The organism is Paraburkholderia strydomiana, assembly GCF_031456815.1.
GTDB classification, from domain to species: domain Bacteria; phylum Pseudomonadota; class Gammaproteobacteria; order Burkholderiales; family Burkholderiaceae; genus Paraburkholderia; species Paraburkholderia caledonica.
In genome coordinates, this window is sequence record NZ_JAVDVL010000019.1 from 1 (window position 1) to 18,217 (window position 18,217).

Annotated in this window: 11 protein-coding genes; 2 read left to right on the forward strand and 9 right to left on the reverse strand. The window is 64.2% G+C overall.

Features of this window, described 5'->3' with window-relative positions:
* From J2W46_RS31415 to J2W46_RS31450, 8 genes are all read right to left on the reverse strand, one after another.
* A partial coding sequence (locus J2W46_RS31415) for an amino acid adenylation domain-containing protein (RefSeq protein WP_310359354.1) occupies positions 1–4,101 on the reverse strand: 4,101 nt, incomplete at its 3' end.
* A 91-nt stretch (positions 4,102–4,192) separates the two neighbouring features.
* The gene (locus tag J2W46_RS31420) at positions 4,193–7,945 is read right to left on the reverse strand and encodes a condensation domain-containing protein (protein WP_310359356.1); all 3,753 of its coding nucleotides are present in this window, start codon (positions 7,943–7,945) and stop codon (positions 4,193–4,195) included.
* 224 nt (positions 7,946–8,169) lie between these two features.
* Positions 8,170–8,988 (reverse strand): ATP-binding cassette domain-containing protein, encoded by an 819-nt coding sequence (locus J2W46_RS31425; protein WP_131320821.1) that lies wholly within the window; start codon positions 8,986–8,988, stop codon positions 8,170–8,172.
* Between the two features lie 17 nt (positions 8,989–9,005).
* Positions 9,006–10,652, reverse strand: a complete 1,647-nt coding sequence (locus J2W46_RS31430; protein WP_310359359.1) for a cyclic peptide export ABC transporter — start codon at positions 10,650–10,652, stop codon at positions 9,006–9,008.
* Positions 10,653–10,751: 99 nt separating this feature from the next.
* The gene (locus J2W46_RS31435; RefSeq protein WP_310359362.1) at positions 10,752–11,654 is read right to left on the reverse strand and encodes a YqcI/YcgG family protein; all 903 of its coding nucleotides are present in this window, start codon (positions 11,652–11,654) and stop codon (positions 10,752–10,754) included.
* A gap of 215 nt (positions 11,655–11,869) precedes the next feature.
* Positions 11,870–13,306 (reverse strand): cupin domain-containing protein, encoded by a 1,437-nt coding sequence (locus tag J2W46_RS31440; RefSeq protein WP_310359365.1) that lies wholly within the window; start codon positions 13,304–13,306, stop codon positions 11,870–11,872.
* A gap of 100 nt (positions 13,307–13,406) precedes the next feature.
* Positions 13,407–14,240, reverse strand: a complete 834-nt coding sequence (locus J2W46_RS31445) for a thioesterase II family protein (protein ID WP_310359370.1) — start codon at positions 14,238–14,240, stop codon at positions 13,407–13,409.
* A gap of 18 nt (positions 14,241–14,258) precedes the next feature.
* Positions 14,259–14,492 (reverse strand): MbtH family protein, encoded by a 234-nt coding sequence (locus J2W46_RS31450; protein ID WP_310359373.1) that lies wholly within the window; start codon positions 14,490–14,492, stop codon positions 14,259–14,261.
* 299 nt (positions 14,493–14,791) lie between these two features.
* Here J2W46_RS31450 and J2W46_RS31455 point away from each other — a divergent pair, with 299 nt between their 5' ends.
* Both J2W46_RS31455 and J2W46_RS31460 read left to right on the forward strand, forming a co-directional pair.
* On the forward strand, positions 14,792–15,415 hold the full coding sequence (locus tag J2W46_RS31455) for a nitroreductase family protein (protein WP_310359376.1): 624 nt from the start codon (positions 14,792–14,794) through the stop codon (positions 15,413–15,415).
* Between the two features lie 256 nt (positions 15,416–15,671).
* Complete coding sequence (locus J2W46_RS31460; protein ID WP_088175078.1) at positions 15,672–16,187, forward strand: BLUF domain-containing protein; 516 nt, start codon at positions 15,672–15,674, stop codon at positions 16,185–16,187.
* Positions 16,188–16,350: 163 nt separating this feature from the next.
* Here the strand turns inward: J2W46_RS31460 and J2W46_RS31465 are convergent, their stop codons facing one another.
* The gene (locus J2W46_RS31465; protein ID WP_310359377.1) at positions 16,351–18,003 is read right to left on the reverse strand and encodes a D-alanyl-D-alanine carboxypeptidase/D-alanyl-D-alanine-endopeptidase; all 1,653 of its coding nucleotides are present in this window, start codon (positions 18,001–18,003) and stop codon (positions 16,351–16,353) included.
* Between the last annotated feature and the right edge of the window lie 214 nt (positions 18,004–18,217).

Sequence of the window (18,217 nt, forward strand, 5' to 3'; positions counted from 1 at the left end):
ATCGAACAGACGCGCGACGTTCTCATGCGTGACGCCAACGCCCTTCGGTACGCCCGTCGAGCCCGACGTATAGATCACGTAGGCCAGCTGTTGCGGATGCGGGTATGCACCGGCATCGTCCGTGGCATCGGCAGGCGCAGCATCGCGCAGCGCCGCCGCATCGACGGTGGACCGCGAGCCGAACAGCGACGCATGCTGCGCGAGACTCGACGCATCGGTCACGATCAGCCCAAGCTGGGAGTCGTCAAGGATATGCGCGAGGCGTCCGGCCGGGTACGACGGATCGAGCGGCACATACGCCGCGCCCGCGCGCAGCACGCCGAGCAGCGACGCAACCAGCGCAGCAGAGCGCTGCATTGCGACGCCCACGCGCGTTTCCGCCGTCGCGCCGAGACGCCGCAACTCGTGCGCGATCGCGCGCGACCAGGCATCGAGTTGCGCATACGTCACCTGCTCATCGCCATCGATTAGCGCGATCGCTTCGGGCCGCGCACGCGCCTGCGCGGCGATCCGCGCCGTCACCGGCTCGTAGGCGAACGTGGATGGCAGACGTGGCGGCTTTGCAAATGGCGCGTCGTCGGTTGGCAGATCGCGCAGCCGCACGTGCGGGTCGTCGCCTTCAACGAGCGTGTTCGCGAGGCAGTCCAGCATCCGCTCGAAATACTCCGCGATGCGGGCAACCCCATCCTCGGACACGCTCGCGGCATGCCTGTGCCACTCGAGTCTCAGCGCGTCGCCGCCGCCCACATGACGCGGCGCGACGACCAGCATCAGCGGAAAATGACTGCGGTTGTGTGCGTCGACAGCGCGTATGCGCGGCACATCGCCAAGCGCATCGAGCGCGTCGTCGAGCGGATAATTTTCGAAGACGATCAGGCTATCGAACAGCGCATCGACGTTCGAGTTCGCCCATTGCTGCAAGCTCGCGAGCGGCGTGTGCTCGACGTCGCGCAACTCCGCGTTTTGCCGCTGCAGCGCGGCGAGCCAGGAGCGCACCGTCGCGTCGGATTTCACATCGACCCACAACGGCAAGCTGTTGATGAACAGACCGACAATCGATTGCGCATTCGGCAGATCGACCGGGCGGCCAGACACCGTCATGCCGAACGTCACTTGCGTGCGCCCGGAGAAACGTGCGAGCGCGAGCGCCCACGCTGCCTGGACAAGCGTATTCAGCGTGACCTGTGCGCGCCGCGCAGCGCGCGTCAATCGCTCGTGAGACGGGCCGTCGAGCTCGCGGATCAGCGCTTGTGTGGCTACACCATCGGTGCCCTTTTCAGATGACGCACGCAAAGCACCGCCGAGCGCATCGGCTACGCGCGCCGGTTCATCGCGCGTCGCGAGCCGTGCGCGCCAGAACGGCGCTGTATCGGGTTGGCCGCGCAGCCAGCGGACGTAATCCGCGTACGGCGCCGCCGGCGACGTGTCGGGGACGCTGCCCGCGTCGAGCGCCGCATACGCGCGCGCGACTTCGCTGACGACCTGCGCGGTGCTCCAGCCATCGGTCAACGCGTGATGGTGAGTCCACAGCAGATCGTGCGCGCCGTCGGGGCGCTCGAAGACATCGACGCGCATCAGCGGCGCGACGTTCGGCTCGAAACCGCGCGTGGCAATCGCCTCGCGCGCGGCTTCGTATGCGGCGTCGTACTGTTCGTCCGTCGATGCCGCCGCAGTGAGCGCGGCCATCGGAACCGGCACAACTAGCGCATCACGTGGATGCAATTCGAACGGCATGCGCACGCGCCGCTCGACGATCTGCAACGGCTCGCCACCGGCCGGCCACACGAAGCGCGTGCGCAAAACCGGGTGACGGGCGATCACAGCGTCCCACGCCGCACGCATGGTGTCGATCTTCAAGCTGTCGATTGTGAGGCGCAATTGCGATACGTACATGCCTGGCTCGCCATCGAGCATGCCGTGAAATAGCAGACCCTGCTGCATCGGCGTGGCTGGATAGACTGCGTCGACGGCGTCGCGCGAAACACCGGCTTCGGCGAACCAGCGATCGTCGGCGGCGGGCTGCGTGGTGCGCGGCGGTGTCGCGGCGGCATGTGCCGTTGCGTGACTCGTGCTGTCGTCGGCGCGGGTCCACTCGCCTGTCTTGGTCTGTGTCGTCGTGCTTGCCTGCTCAGTCGAGCCTGCGCTTGTCCGCTGCTTCGCCCCGCCGCCTTTCTCTCCAGCGCTCCGATGGTCGGACGCCACCTTCATGGGGACGGCGACGCGCGCCGCCGCCTCGATCGTCGGGTGGTCGAACATCTGTTTCGGCGTGAGCTTGAGTCCCGCGCCGCGCGCCCTGGCAATGATCTGCAGGCTGAGAATCGAATCCCCGCCGATTTCGAAGTAGTTGTCCGTTACGCCAATGTCATCGCGCTTGAGCACCAGCTTCCAGATTCCGATCAGCGTGCGTTCCGCGTCGTTGCGCGGCTCGACACGCGCGGCGCCCGCCGTGTTTTCCTGCAGCGGCGCCGGCAACGCGGCACGGTCGATCTTGCCGTTCGGGGTCAGCGGCAACGCGGCCAGCACCTGAAGCGACGACGGCACCATGTAGTCCGGTAGTTCCGCGGCGAGACGGCTGCGGATCGCCTCGACGTCGAGCGATTCTGCGGCACTCAGGTACGCGACCAGGCGAGGCGCGGCGCCGTCGCTATCCGCGTAGGCGATCACCACTGCGTCGCGCACGCCATGCTCGTTGCGCAGGCGCGCGGCGACCTCTTCCGGCTCGACGCGAAAGCCGCGGATCTTCACCTGGTCGTCGAGGCGGCCGAGAAACGCGTATTCGCCGTCCGGCAGACGGCGGCTTCTATCGCCCGTCCGGTAGAGCCGCGCGCCGTTACCGTCGGGATCGGGCACGAAGCGCTCCGCCGTCAGCGAAGGTCTGTTCAGATAGCCCTGCGCCACGCTCGCGCCGCCGATGCACAGCTCACCAGCTGCACCTTTGGGCACCGCATTACCGTCGGCATCCACGATGCGAGCCTTCACGTGCGCGAGCGGCTTGCCGAGCGGAAGCGTCCCCGCGCGACTTTGCGCGCCCGCGCGCGTGAGTACGCCGACCGCGGTCTCGGTCGGCCCATAGTGGTTGATCAACTGGCATTCGGGCCGCAACGTCGCGATGCGCGCGGCCAGACGCGTCGGCGCCGGCTCGCCGCCCAGCACGAGACAGCGGCGCGGCAGCACCCATTCCGCCGATTGCGCTTGCAACAGCGCGTCGAGATGGCTCGGCACGATCTTGAGCAGGTCGACCGAATGCGTGTGCATGTAGGCGGCAAAGGCGTCCGGATCGGCGGCGACGTCGGCGTCGATCAGATGCAGAGTCCAGCCGTGCCACAGCGCGCCGAACAACGATGTGTGGCCAAGATCGGCGGCGGTGGTCGACAGATACGCGGCGCTTGCAATACCTTCGGGCAAGCGTTCGGAGACGCCCTGCAAATAGGCGGCAAGCGCCGCATGGCTGAGCACGACGCCCTTCGGCCGGCCGGTCGAGCCCGACGTGTAGATCACGTACGCGGGCCAGATGAGGACGCTGTCGTCGCTCGATGGACCAGACATCGCGTGGTGAAAGATTTCGCTGCTTGCGGCGTTAGTTGCGTCGAGCGCTTTGGCCGCAGCGTCGTCGGGGACGCGGAACGCTTGCGGGTCGAGTGTCGTCACGCCCTCGGGCAGCCAGCGCGGGCCGTCGGTTCTGATTGCGGCGTTGGTTGCATGAGCTGCATCAGCTGCGACACCCTCCACCACCGCATCCAACGCCCCACTTGTCAGCGCAGCGCCCGTCATCACCACGCGCGCGCCGCAGTCCCCGGCCTGCCAGCGCAGCCGCGCTTCCGGAAGCGCCGGGTCGAGCGGCACATAGCATGCGCGCACCCGCCACACCGCGAGAATCGCTGCAACGAACGCCGTGCAGCGCGGTAATGCGAGCACCACGCTATCGCCGGGCCGCACACCTTCGGCGACGAGCGCAGCGGCGAGCCTGCCGGACCATTGCCACAGATCACGCCAGACCAGCGGTCCCGTGCTGTCGACAAGCGCAACGGCATCCGGCCGTTCGATGGCAAACCGCGCGACGCGAGCGGGCAAAAAGTCGGTGTCGAAAGAGATAGCTTGCATGGTGTCCGTGGTGTGATCCAGGTGTCTTGCACCCGCGCCGGCAGGCGCGGGCTCGATGCGTCGATGCGATGTCAGGACGGCGGCCGCATACTCAAAGCGAGTACGCCCCAGCGACTGGCGCAATGCCGTCGACCACTTCATCGTCGTCGAGATTGAATTCGCCGATCGCGCGCTCCGGCGTGTCGGCGACCTGTTCGAGCAGACCGACGTAGTGCCGCGCAAACTGCGCGATAAAGGTGTCGTCATAAAGCTCGGCGGCGTACGCAAAAACGCAGCGCAGGCCGCGCACGCCCTCGCGAAACACGTCGAGCGCGATTTCGAACCGCGCGTCGCTCGCGTCGGCGTCGACCAGCGCGCAGCGCACGCCGCCAAGATCGAGCGCGCGTTCGAACTCGTCGTGCAACACGAACTTGATCTGCGCAAGCGGGCTGACGCCCACGCGCCGGCCGACCTGCAGCGCGGCCACGACGCGCTCGAAGGGCACGTCGGCGTTCGTCTGCGCGTCGATGCTGTCGTCGCGCACCTCACGCAGCAACGTCGCGAACGACTTCGCGCCTTTCACGGAAGCGCGCATCGCGAGCGTGTTGATGAAGAAGCCGATCAGCTCCTCCGTTTCGATCCGGTCGCGGCCGGCGACGGGCACCGCAATCGCCACGTCGTGCGCGCCGCTGTAGCGCGACAGCAGCGCGGCGAACGCAGCAAGCAGCACCATGAACAACGTGGCGTTGTGCTCGCGCGCGAGCACGTCCAAACGGCTCGCGAGCACGGCCGGTATATCGGCGCCGACACGCTCGGCACGAGGCTCATAGGGACGGCCGCGCTCATGCAAGGTCGGCAGATCGAGCAGCGCGTCGTAGCCCGCCAGACGGTTGCGCCAGTAATCGAGTTGCGCAGCGAGTTCCACGCCGCCGTCGCCGTCGTCGGAAAATCGCGCGCGTTGCCATGCGGCGTAATCCGCGTATTGGACCGCCGGCGCCGGCAAAGCCAACATGTCGCCGAGCCGCGCGGCGCGATACGCAGCCGCAAAATCGCGCAGCAGCACATTGATCGACCAGCCATCGCAGACGATGTGGTGCATCACGATATGCAGCACATACTCCTCAGGACCGCGGACAAACAGCGCCGCGCGAAAGAGCGGGCCGAGCGTCAGGTCGAAGGGCTCGCGAGCGCGTCGGCGCAACTGCGCGTGGAAGTCGCCGGTGGTGAGTTCCATTGCGTTCACGCATTCCCAGCGCCACGCATCGGTCGTGTCAGTCACGGGCCTGACCAGTTGACGCGCCACGCCGTCGACATCCGCAAAGCGCGTGCGCAGCATCTCGTGACGGCGTACCACAGCGTCGAGCGCGGTTCTGGCGGCATGCGCATCGAGCGGACCGGTCAGCGAAAGTGCAGCAGAAATGTTGTACGCGGGGCTGTCCGGATCGAGTTGCCACAGCATCCATAAACGCTCCTGCGGCAGAGATAGCGGCGCCTCGCCGCGCTCGCTTTCGGCGCGGCGCGCGAGCGGCGCAACCGGAGCGAGCGCATTCGACGGCGTTGCCCAGCGAGCATCGAGCGCCGCGGCAAGGTTCATGAGCGTCGGGTGGCTGAACAATAGACCGACTGGCACGTCGCGACCCAACCGTGCGCGCAGCCGCGACGCGACCTTTGCTGCCAGCAGCGAACGGCCGCCGAGCGCAAAAAAGTCATCCGATGCACACGGCGTCGGCACGTCGAGAACCTCGCTCCATACTTGTGCGATAGCGTGCGCGGTGGGTGTCAGCATGTCGCCGCAACCGGCCACCGGAATTGCATCCGTCGGTGCTGTGTCCGTTTCGATGCGTGGCGACTGGCCGGACCTGGCGTCGCGCACTGCGAACGGCACGAGCGCGCCGCTTTGCCACGCGGCAACACACGCGCTGCGCTGCAGTTTTCCGCTCGACGTCCGCGGCAAATCGCCCGGTTCCAGTAACAGAATCAACGCTGCTTCATGTTGGAACGCGTCGCCGAGCGCGGCCGCGATCGCGGCGAAGATGGTCTCGGGCGCCACCTGTCGCGCCCTGCCGCGCGGCACTTCGGCGGCGACGCCGATGGCCTCGGCGCCGTCGGCCGCTTCGACGGGGAACGCGGTGACGCGCCCGCGCCTCAGCCATTCGACGCGATCGGCCAGCACGGTTTCGAGATCCTGCGGATAGATGTTTTCGCCACGCAGCACGATCAGGTCCTTGCGGCGTCCGCAGAAGAAAAATTGGCCGCGCTCGACGAAGCCGAGGTCGCCGGTGCGTAGCCAACGTCCCGGAAAACCCGGTGCGTCGTCGAGGAACACCGCAGCGCTCGCTTCGGGATTGCGCCAGTAACCGCGAGTGATGCTCGGGCCGCTGCACCACACTTCGCCGACGTGCCGATCCGGCAAACGCGCGCAGGTATCCGGATCGACGATTGCGAGCGCATGGCCCGACGCGGTCACGCCGCAGCCGACCACGGCCTTGGTGTCGTCGTCGGCCGCGTTATCTTTTTCGTCATGCTTTTCGCTGTCGTTTCCGCGGCCGGCCGGCAACGCGACCGGCACGCGCCGAGCAAGCGCCGATGCAGAGAAGCGCGTCTCGGGTGCGCCCGAGCCGACCTCGGCGCCCGTGAAAAACAGCGTTGCCTCGGCGAGGCCGTAGCACGCATACATCGCCCGTGGATCGAGGCCGTGCGTGCTGAAACGCGCGGCGAAGCCGTCGAGGGTCGTCTGGCGAATAGGCTCCGAACCGCAGAACGCGACGCGCAGCGACGACAGGTCGAGCCCGGCGAGTTGTGCATCGCGCACGCGGTCGGTACACAGCCGATACGCGAAGTCCGGGCCGCCCGTCACCGTCGCGCGCTCACGTGCGATGCCCGCGAGCCAGCGCGCCGGGCGTTCCAGAAAATGCAACGGCGAAATCAGCGTGACCTGGAAGCCGCACAAGACCGGCATCAGCACGCTGCCGATCAAGCCCATGTCGTGATAGAGCGGCAGCCATGAGAACATCCGGTCGCCGGCACGGCAACCCATGCCTCGCGACATTGCGCTGACGTTCGCGCATATATTCGCATGACTAACGATCACCCCTTTCGGCGACGACGTAGAGCCGGACGTGTATTGCAAAAACGACACTGCATCGGGCGCCGCGCTGTCGATGCAAAAGCCGTTGCCGTTGCCACTGCCGAGAACGTCCGTATCGGCGGCGTCGGGCGACAACAATGTCGCGCCATGCAAAGAAAGCTCATCGCTGATGCTGGCAAACGACTCATGCGATGCCCGATCTAGCACCGCGATGTGCGCCACGCAATCGCCGGCGATGCGCCGCAGCCGCGCGAGGTGTGCGCTTTGCGGCGCATCGGGCGGATACGCGGGAACCGCGATCATCCCTGCGTACTGGCAGGCGAAGAACGACACGATGTAATCGAGCCCGCTTTGCAGCATCAGCAGCACGCGATCGTTCGGCGCGCCATGGCGGCGGAGCACGGCCGCGAGACGCCGCGCGCGCTCGTCGAGTGCCGCGTACGTGAGTTCGCGTGCGTCGGCGTCGCCGTCAGCGAGAAATCGCACCGCCAATTGATCGGGGCGCTGGCTGACGTGCAATTTCATCACCGAGACGAGGTCGTTTGCTGGCGCTTCGGCCCAGTTCGTGGTGTGGGGCGCTGTGTTGGCCGTTACAGTTTCGGCCATTGCGTTGGCCATTGCGCTCGTTGCGCTACCGGACGCGGAATCGGCAGCCGTAATCGCCGCAACGTCACCTGCGCCACGATCCGCCCTATCTTCCGCCGCGTTCTCCGCGGTGGCCGCACCCGCTGCATGCAGGTTCACGCCATCCTGGCGCGGCGTATTGATAACAGACATCCTCGCCTCCCGAGATTTACCGCGCGCCGCGCGGTCGTCTTCGCCGTGCACCGCATCAGCGCGGCGCACGCAGACCGTCGCCGACGCATGCTTGCGTCGACAACCTGAATTCGTCATTGCGGGGAAAGCAAGGCGTCTCTTGGGAGCGCCGTTATCTGCTGTCGGTCATGCAATGCCGGCAGCGATGCATCGTGACGATGCGAGAGCCGGCATGCGCATGCCGTTCAATACGCGAAGCTGATCGGCATGCCGCCGCGCGGATGCGCGACCGTGCCCATCGGCACGCCGTAGATCGCGCCGAGCATCTTTTCCTCGATCAGCTCTGGCGCGGTGCCGCTTGCTAGCAGGCGGCCGTGCTTCAATGCGATCAGGTCGTCGCAGAAACGCGCGGCCATGTTGATGTCGTGCAACACGACGACCACGCCAAGACCGCGCTGCTGACTCAGCGTGCGCACGAGATCGAGCACTTCGATCTGATGCGCGATATCGAGCGCGGAGATCGGCTCGTCGAGCAGCAGGCACTGGCTATCCTGCGCGACCAGCATCGCGATCCATGCGCGTTGCCGCTCGCCGCCCGACAGGCTGTCCACTGCACGATCCGCGAACCGGGTGATGTCGGTCAACTCCATCGCTTCATGAACCTTCTCGCCGTCGACGCCGGTAAAGCGGCCGAGCGCGCCGTGCCATGGATAACGGCCGAGCGCAACCAGTTCACGCACCGTCATGCCGCTCGCGGCCGGCTGCTGCTGCGGCAAATAGGCCACCTGTCGCGCGAACTCACGGTTCTCCCACTCGCGCAATGGGCGGCCCGCGAAACGCAGCGTGCCCGCCGTGGGCGACTGCTGACGCGCAAGCAGTTTAAGCAGAGTCGATTTTCCGGAGCCGTTGTGACCGATCAGGCCGCACACGCGACCTCTCGGCAGCGTGAGCGCAAGCGGATGCAACAACACCCGCTCGCCGATGCGAAACGACACGTCATCGAGTTCGTACATTGGTTCGCCGTGCACGGCGCGCGCGGAATCAACGGTTAGATTGGCATTCATGTGCGGAGGCATCCTGATCAGTTATCAACGGACGTGAGGTTCGCCGCATGCGCGGCGCCCGGCCCGTCCTCGACGATCTGGCCGAAATCGAGCTTGATGAAACGCTCTGCAAGATGGAAGTAGCGGTCGTCATGTGTGATGACCAGCACGGTCTTGCCCTTCGCCTTGAGTTCGGGAAGCAGACGCTTATAGAACACGTCCTTGAAGAGCGGGTCCTGATCCGCCGCCCATTCGTCGAACACATAGAACGGCCGGTCCTCCAGATACGCGACGACAAGCGCGAGCCGCTTGCGCTGTCCCTGCGAAAGATCGAGCGTCGAGAACTTGCCGTCCTTCACGCTCACCTTGTGGTCGAGTTGCAGGTCCACCAGCAGTTGCTGCGCGAGCGCGTCGAGTCCTTCGGTATGCATGCCGAGCAGTGTGTCGAACAGGAAGAAGTCGCTGAAGACGACCGAAAAATGCTGGCGGTACGCGTCGCGCCGTGCTTCGTCGACAGGCTCGCCGTTCAGCAACACCCTGCCACTCTCCGGCACGTACAAGCCAACCAGCATCTTTGCGAGCGTGGTCTTGCCGCTGCCGTTGCCGCCGATCAGATAAACGAGCTCGCCGCGCCGGAACGTTAGATCGATCGGCCCGAGCGTGAACACCTCATTCTCTTTCTCCCGAAAGTAGCGGTGCGTGGCGCCGTCGAGCGCGATGGTGTCGAACGATGCGGCGACGGGCGGCTCGAGCATGACTTCGCGCGGCAGTTCCGCGTTGACCTGCTCGATTCGTTCGAGCGCGACGCGCGCCGAACTGAGGCTCGGAATAGCAGAAAGCACGGCTTCTATTGGCATGATCATGTAGACGAACACGATCGCGTAGCCCGACATGACATGCGGATCGACCTTGATGTAGCGCGCGAACACGAAGAGCGTAAGGCCGATGAACGCGAACAGAATGAAGTTGCCCCAACTGGACGCAGCCGCATACAGCATGTAGCCGCGCGTGCGCTGCACACGCACCGCCTCGACGTTGCTTGCGAGCGTGTCTTCGACGAAAGCGTGTTTGCGGGCGCGGTGCAGCTTCAGTTCCTTCGCACCGTCGAAGAGTGCGCGGAAGTGCTTGACGAGATCGTCCTCGCGTTTGCGCGACGCGCGCAGATGGAACATTGCGCGGCTGTGCGCGTAGCGAAAGCCTGCCATGCCCAGCACGATAGTCACGATCGCAACCAGTAAAATCGGCCACGACATGTAGCCGAGATAAGCAAGACAACCGACTATCACTGCACTTTGCATCGCGAGCGACGGCATGCTCACGAAAAACACCACGATGGTGTCGAGATCCTGCGTGAGCACCGCGAGCGATTTCGCCGCGCCCTGCTTCTCCAGCTGCGCGAACGCAGCGTCGCCGATACGACGAATGGTGCGCATGCGAAGCGTCGCCTTCGCCTGCTGGCCGAGCCACATGAAGAGCGACTGTGCGAGCGCGCGCATCGCCAGAACGCCGAGGCCGATCGCAAGGAACTGCCAGCCGAGGCGCGCGAGCCCCTGCGGCGTCGCGACCAGCGCCTGATTGATGAGGGCGAGCAGCGCCGCATTGCCGAGGCCGCCGAGCACACTTGCGATGAGCGCCGCTGCGATCATCCAGCGTGACTTGCTGACCAGTTGCAAAAGTACGGACATGAATCTCCTTTCGTTGCGGCTTGGGCAGGAAGACGGCAGGTCGGCTCGCACTAGCGAATGCCGCGAGCGTCGTGCAGACGTCCTCGTGCACCGGCCGCGTCAGTTATCGGCGCCTCGCGCAGTGTCTTTTTGCGCGAAGCCTCTTTCGTGTTCATTGCGCGCGTCTTGCGGAGCCACCTGACGGCGGCCCTGCATGGACTGCACTTGCGCTGACGCTGCGTCGCGTGCCTGCGCGCGGCGTTTCAGGAACGGACAGCGCTCCTCGATGGGCGCGTTTGCATCGTCGAGAAAGTACTGCTTCCATTCGAGATTGCCCGGGTCGCCATAAAAGCCGAGATCGGGATGCGCGGGAATCTCGTCCCATGTTTCCAGACGCTTGCGCACCTGATTGCGTGCCTCGCGGCCAATGACCTTGTTCGTGATCGTATCGACAAACACCGAGCGCGGTTGAAACAGCAGCACCATGCCCGGCCCCAGGTTGCGGCTATGGCGCGCGCGAAACGACGGGCACGCGCACACCACGAACATCTGCACGCCCGCATATGAGAACTCCCACGCCTCGTCCATCGGGTCCGGCTGCTGGTCGGCCGCCGGATCCGGATCGCCGTCGTGCAGCTGCTGCAGGATGCTCCAGAACAATGTCCGGTACGCATCGTGCGCAAGCGGCTGCGGGTCCGGTTCGAAAAATACCGCGATGTTGTTTCTCCTGTACTCGGGCTGCACGGCGAGCTCCGCGAACGTTTGCATCGTCGCGGGCAGGTCGCGCAAATCGCGCCCGTTGACGAACGAGTAGAACATCTCACCGCGCCGCTCAGCCATCGTGCCGAAAAAGCACGGATACGCCGGATCGAGCACCTGCTCGCGCAGCGTGGCATACGAAGCGTCCAGCCACGCAGGCGCGGACACCGCCGCGCCTGTCGCCCTGCCGGCAATGATCCGGCTCTTCCAGTCGCTGACCTCGAACCGATCGGCCTCTGCGATAGCACTGTTGCCTGCTTGCATCGTTCGCTCTCTCTTCCTGACCCACTGTTGCGCGCGTCGAACGCGCGAGGCATCCCAGCCTGCGTGGCCGGAACGTCGATATTGCTGTCGTGGGGAAGAGGCGCATTTTTTGTCGATCTCCGCCGTTAGCGCCTGCATGGTGCCGCCGGCTCGTTGCTACCTTGTTACCAGCTTGTTGCCGATCGGTTACGGATGTACCGCGCGATCTGCTGCTGTCATGTCGAAGCCGCCGCCGGTTCGTCGAGCTCGGCCACGAGGGCCTCGACCCACTCGTTCGGAATGATCGGCTGGTGATACGTGCATTCGTTCGATACGACCGTCGATCCGTGCAGCCTGCCATCCGGAATCAGCACCATGTCGCCTTTGTGCATCGAAAGCTGCATGCCGACGTTGCCCCAGAACAGCATGTCGCCCTCCTCGATCGTGACGAGACGGTGGTCGTTGTGCACGTGCGTCGTCGAGCACATTTCCTGAGGCTCGATGAAGGTCTCACGGTCGATGCCGGGACACTCCGCGTCGATGCGCGAGCTGATGCGATGCGCGAAGTTCACATACTCGCGAATCGACGACAGCCAGCGCAACTGTTCGCCAAGATCCCAACGCCCGCGTTCCGCGAGGCGCTCGCCTGCAACAACGCCTTGCACGCATTGAGCGCGCGCCACGTCGCCGAAGCCTTGGGCAACACGCTCCAGCGCACGCGCGCAGCGCTGCTGCAGCGCGGCCCTCAGTGCTTCGGAATCGGCCGGGCCGCGGCTGGCCGGTTGCAGATGCGCGCAAGCCCGTTCGAGCGCGAGCCCGAACGCCAGCCACTCCGCCTCGGCTGCGAACGTCGCGCCGGTAAGCCCGAACGCGCGGTCCGGACGACGGGCAAGCGCATAGAGCAGATTGCATTTCGCGATGCTCGTCGGCAGATAAAACTGCCAGTACGCATGTTGCCGGCGCGTAATGCAGCTTGCCTCGGCCACGCGCTCGAACAATGCGTCGTCAGGCACCTGACGGTGAAGGCTCGGACGCTCGTCGGGCGCGAGCATGTCGAAGAAGCCGCTTGCGCCGGCTCGCGCGAGCGCGCGGCGCTTCGATACCGCAAGGGCCCAGCGCTGCACCATGATGAAACGCAGCCCTTGTTCGAGGTAGTCGTTGCTCATCAACCGCTCGAACGTGGCGCTCCAGAATGCGAGTTCGTCGTCGACGATGCGCGTCAGTCGTGCGCTCACGGCGCCGGTGTTTTCGCGGGTATCGACGTCCTTCGTCAGGTATTCGAACGCATACGCTTCCAGGAACGGCGCAATCTGCGCCCCGAGTTCGCGCGTATCTTCGCGATAGAAATCGGCAAAACGCTGCCAGTCGGCGGGCTCGCTGCTTACCGGCGGGCGCGCGACGTCGAGCTCGTAGATCGACATCAGCGTGCGCCCGGACGCAAGCGCCGGCAGACGACTGACGTTGTGCTCGCGCACGGGTTTCATGAACTTGAGAAAGTCGAAATCCTCTGGCCGCAGCGGGCGTCGATGGAAGTCGTCGTCGAGCAGCAGTTCGTCGACCGTCGCGCTGCGAAACGGCCCGGCCGCCGCAAACTGTTTGATGAGCGCCACATAGCGCTCGCTGTGCCCAACGAACGGCGAGAAATCGAAGATCGGCAGCGAAGCCTGGCTCATGGTCATTCGTTCCTTTTCCGGGTTGCCCCAATACTGCAATTAGTGATTACCGCGTGCGCGAGGTCAGCGATTCGCGCGAGCACTCCGCGCTAAGGGTTCGTCATGCCGCGACGTCTCGCACCGGTTGCGCCAGTTGCGCCGGTTGTCCATGCAGCAAGAGCGCTTTGGCCACGGCTGCGAGTACGGCTTCGCGAGCCGTGTCGATGAAGAAGTGCCCGCCGTCGAACCAGTGGACTGCGCATGGCCCGCGTGTCTCGTTTGCCCAGGCGTCGACGTCCGCGCGGTTTGCCGTGGCGGGATCATCGCGGCCGATGAACACGTCGATCGGACAGTCGAGCATGGCCGATGTATTTGACGTTCCGGGCAGCATCGTGCGATAAGCATTGGCGCGCGCCGCAATATGCGCCGGATGCACGCCGCACAGGTGGAAATCGGCGCGCAGCACCGGCAGCATGAAGTCGACGAACTCCGCGTCGTCGAGCAGCTCGGCAGGTGTGCCGCCGCGCTCCCGCAGGCAAGCAATCATTTCGCTCTGCGAACAGTTCAGCCAGTGTGTTTCGTGCTTACGACGCGCTGGCGAGATGGTTGCCGACGCACCGAACCAGACAGGAGCGCGTCCTCCGCGCTCGCGCAGCGCGTGCATCAATTCGAGTGCGACGAGCGAGCCCATGCTGTGTCCGAACAACGCAAACGGAGCGCCGCCGACCAGCGCGAGCAGTTCATCTGCGAGTTGCTCGATGAGCGCGGGCCATTCGGTATGCGGCGATACGGACCGGCGCATGCCGTGGCCGGGCAATTCGAGCATGCGCGCCTGCACGAACCACGGCAACCGTGGCTGCCAGTCCCGGTACAACGCCACGCTGCCGCCTGCATGCGCGAGACACACGAGGATTAGCGGGTCCGACATACGCGGCAGACCATTCGACGAGGTCATCGGCTGGACGCCCGTTGGTCACGCATTGGGTACGCTTTCGGCCGCAGCGCCCCGGGCCATGGCCTCGCGCAAGCTCAGCGGACGCATATCCGTCCAGACCTGGTCGATCCATTGCAGGCATTCGTCCTTCTTGCCCGACTTGCCGGCTTCACGCCAGCCGGCGGGAATCGCCTTGTAGTCAGGCCAGATCGAATACTGCTCTTCGTGATTTACAACGACAACGAAGTTGGTGTTTTCGTCACCCCAGCTCATCGCGGCTCCTGAATGAAGTTGTACGTCGGTTTGCGGCCAAACATGCCGGGCAGCCCTCGCAATAGCGCGGCAGATTGCCCGCTGGTTTTAATCACTACGCATTAAATGCGAATCATTTGCATTTAAATTTACTCGTTGCCGTTGATGCATGTCAAGGTCCATCCCTCACCCTCTTTGTCTCTGGGCAATGAGGGCACAGCTTAAAACAAAATCATTCGTCAGACAAGCAAATAGGAATCATTTGCATTACCGTGCGTTTGTCGTCATCATCCATCCGACAGAAACTCAATTACACCGCCATGGATACCTCTCAGATCCGTCAGATCGACGACGCCGTTTCGCCGCGACAACAAGCGTTCTTCGAAACGCTGCTTTCGCGCCAGTCGCACTGGCCGCTGGCCGAGCCGGGACCCGGTGACACCGAGCTAAGTCTGATCTTCGACGCCGCCATGCGGGCGCCGGACCATGGTGCGCTGCGCCCCTGGCGCTTCGCGCTGATTCACGACGACGCGCGCGCTGATTTCGGCGAAGTGCTCGTCGATGTCGCGGCGCGACGCGAGCCGGCAACGCCTCGCGCAGATCACGAGCAACGGCGGCAACTCGCGTACACGGCGCCGCTCGTGATCGTCATAGGCGCGGCGCCGGTTCCCAATTCGCACATTCCGGAATCGGAGCAACTGCTCGCGGTCGGCGCGGCGGTCATGAACATGCTCAACGCAATTCACGCGCTCGGTTACGGCGGTTTCTGGGCGACGGGCGCCGATGCGTACGACCCCAATCTCCAGGCCGCGCTCGACTTCGAGCCGGCCGAGCGCGTGCTGGGTTTTTTATTTGTTGGCACACCGAAATCACGTGAACATTCGGCCGTGAGGCCGCCACATTCGCCGTACGTGCGTGAGTGGTTGGGACGTGCATCGGTTTGAAGATGTCTGCAGCGACTGAACCGACCGCCCCGCTTCACTAGAAGCTGCGCGAGACGCGACCTCAAGTGCAATTTCTAAGCACGCGTTGAAACACGCGGCGCGGTCAGTCATGCGTCACCCGCACTAATCGGACAAGCGCATAACGTGTGCCGACAATTTCCGCCTGCATGGGCGCAGCCGACTAACGTTGGTCGATTTTAGACAGCCGGCCCTGTACTAAAGTGGAAACGCGAAACGACTTTGTAGAGGTGTCCCTATGTTCTCAGACGAATCCAAACGTCTCGAAACGCGGGACCAGGACGAAACTTTGTTCGGCGCGGTGTACATCAGCAATGTCGCGTCGGGCGTAGGCATATCGGACGTGGAATCGATTGTGTCGGTATCTCGCGTGCTCAATCGCGCCGATGCACTAACCGGTTTTCTCGTGCACGCGGGCCGTAATTTTGTCCAGTACCTCGAAGGTGATCCGGTAGCAGTGAGGGAATGCTTGCGCCGCATCGGCAATGACAGCCGTCACTACGACATGCGGATTGTCGCGATTGGTTCGCTGGAAAACAGGCACTTTGCCGAGTGGTCGATGGGGTATTTCACCGGCGACATTCACGGCTCCGAGCGCATCGAAAATGTGCTGACGAGCTGGTCGGGTACAGATCGCTCACTTCTGGAGGAAGTCTGGCGCATCACGCAAGCTGCCAAAACGCTGCCGGAAGTGAGCGAATCGCATCTCGTAGCAGGCCGGTTCGACGTTCTGTTGCGACGCGGTGCAAAGTGAACGGCGCCTTGTCGCGTCGTTGGTGATCCTGTCACTACCGTCCTTATGCCGGATCTTCTTCACGCGAGCCGCGCAGGAATATCCATGCGCGCGCAGTTCCTGCCCGTTCCGGGCCTTGACGTTGCCCCTTGGCATCGTCTATGCAAAGTGCTGACAAGCGCCGTCATTGCATTTTCCATAGCATGGCAGCGATCGTGCCCTCGTCCTGGAACACGGTCAGCACGTCGGGAATCCCGGTGATCGGCACGTTGTTGACCGTCAGGAAGAATACGATGCGGCGGCCGCTCTTCGCATCGATATAGCCGGCGAGCGCCTGCCCTTTCAGCAGCGGCATGCCCGGCACGGCCGGATTTTCGGCGACGTACGTGCCCGTCTTCGCGTGCACCTGGCCTCTCGCTCCCGCTAATGTAGAGTCAGCTTCGAAGTTTGTGACTGTGGCGAGCGATCCGTCCACGCCGAGCACCGGCATCGAATTGAAGTACGGTGTAAAAGCAGGTTTCGCGCTCATACCGCGCAGCATCGCAACGACGGCTTTGCCGTTGGCCGTGGTCTCGCCGCCGCCGCTGCCGTCGATGAAATGATATTGAGCCGGTGAAATGTTAAACACGGTGGACAGTTCGCTCTGTTCCGCGGCAAGCGAACCGGCCATGGTGGTCGATCCGTTGTGCGCGAGTCCGAACTGCATCAGCGTCACGTCAGCCCCAATGTTGTAGCTGATTTTGTTGACGTATCGAACGTGCTGCGCATACGGCGCCGATGTCAGTTGCGCCACCTGTTGCGCGCTCGAATACGAGCCCTTCGCGGGCAGCAACTGCACAGGATTGGCCGCGACGGGCGCAGCCGTTACCGTTACGCCCGAGCGCGCGAGTGCTTCGATAAAGATCGTGCGCGCGTAGTTCGACGGCTCGCTCACGCGGAACGTGCGGATCAGCGGATATGCGTTGGTCAGAATGGGCACGTAACCCGCCGGCACGGTCCCGCTGACAGTGGCCACACAATTAGGCGCGCCGATGCATTGCGGCGGCTCGGGGTCGAGCCCGATGGCGAGCGTCGACGTCGCGCTGCCGGTCTTCAGCGTCGATTGCACGGAGAAAGCCGCCGACTTCGGCCGCCAGTCGAATGGAACAGCGGCGCCTTCGGCGCTCTGCGATAGTGTGACGTCGACGAGGTCGTCATTGACGAAGATCGGCCGCACGTCGAATTCACCGCGGAAGTTGAACGGTTCGAAAAGACGGTCGTCGATCACGACATTGCCGTTGATCGTGGTGATGCCGGCGGCCGCCACCTGCGCCGCGAGCGCGTTGTATCCCGCGAGCGGGTCCGGCGCCGACAGCACGGCATTGCCGAGCGAGTTCGCTTCGTTATGGTCGAAGTCGGTGAGCGCTATCGTTCCATCGGGATTGGCGCGCCCGCCCATCGTCAGATCTCCGCTTGCAACCAGGATCAGATTGCCGTTGAGCGTGCCGTTCGAAGCAACGCTGCCCTGCCGATAGACTGGCGTGACGAACTTGTGTTGCGCGCCGAGCGCGTTGAGCGCGTTTCCGGTCGAGAAAACTTTACGCACCGAGGCAATGAACATCTGCGAGTTGGAGTCGAGGTCGTAGATGACTTGCCCGGACTCGAGATCGACCACCAGCATGGACCAGCTCGCACTCTTATAGGCGGGCTTCTGCATTACCTGCATGATGGATGCAGGCACGGCTGTACTCGAATCGATAGACCCGCCGCACGAGGCCAGCAAAAATGCACCTGCAATCACGGTCCAGCGTTTGCACGCTCCACGGAGCGTCGTCATTGTTGCGATCGTCGCGTTCATCGCAGGCCTCCAGATTCGATCTGTCTTTGCAAACTGAATGGCTCGGGTCGACGCATTGCGCGCCGATGACCGCGAGTATTCGCGCCGACAGACCCAAAACCCTGCCCACTATATTCCGCCGATAGCGGGGGCGATCGTCTTTTTGCAGCCAAAATCCAGAAAACCTGCCATGCCCTGCGTGAGTCGCTGCCGCTTATGCGCGAACTGCGAAGCC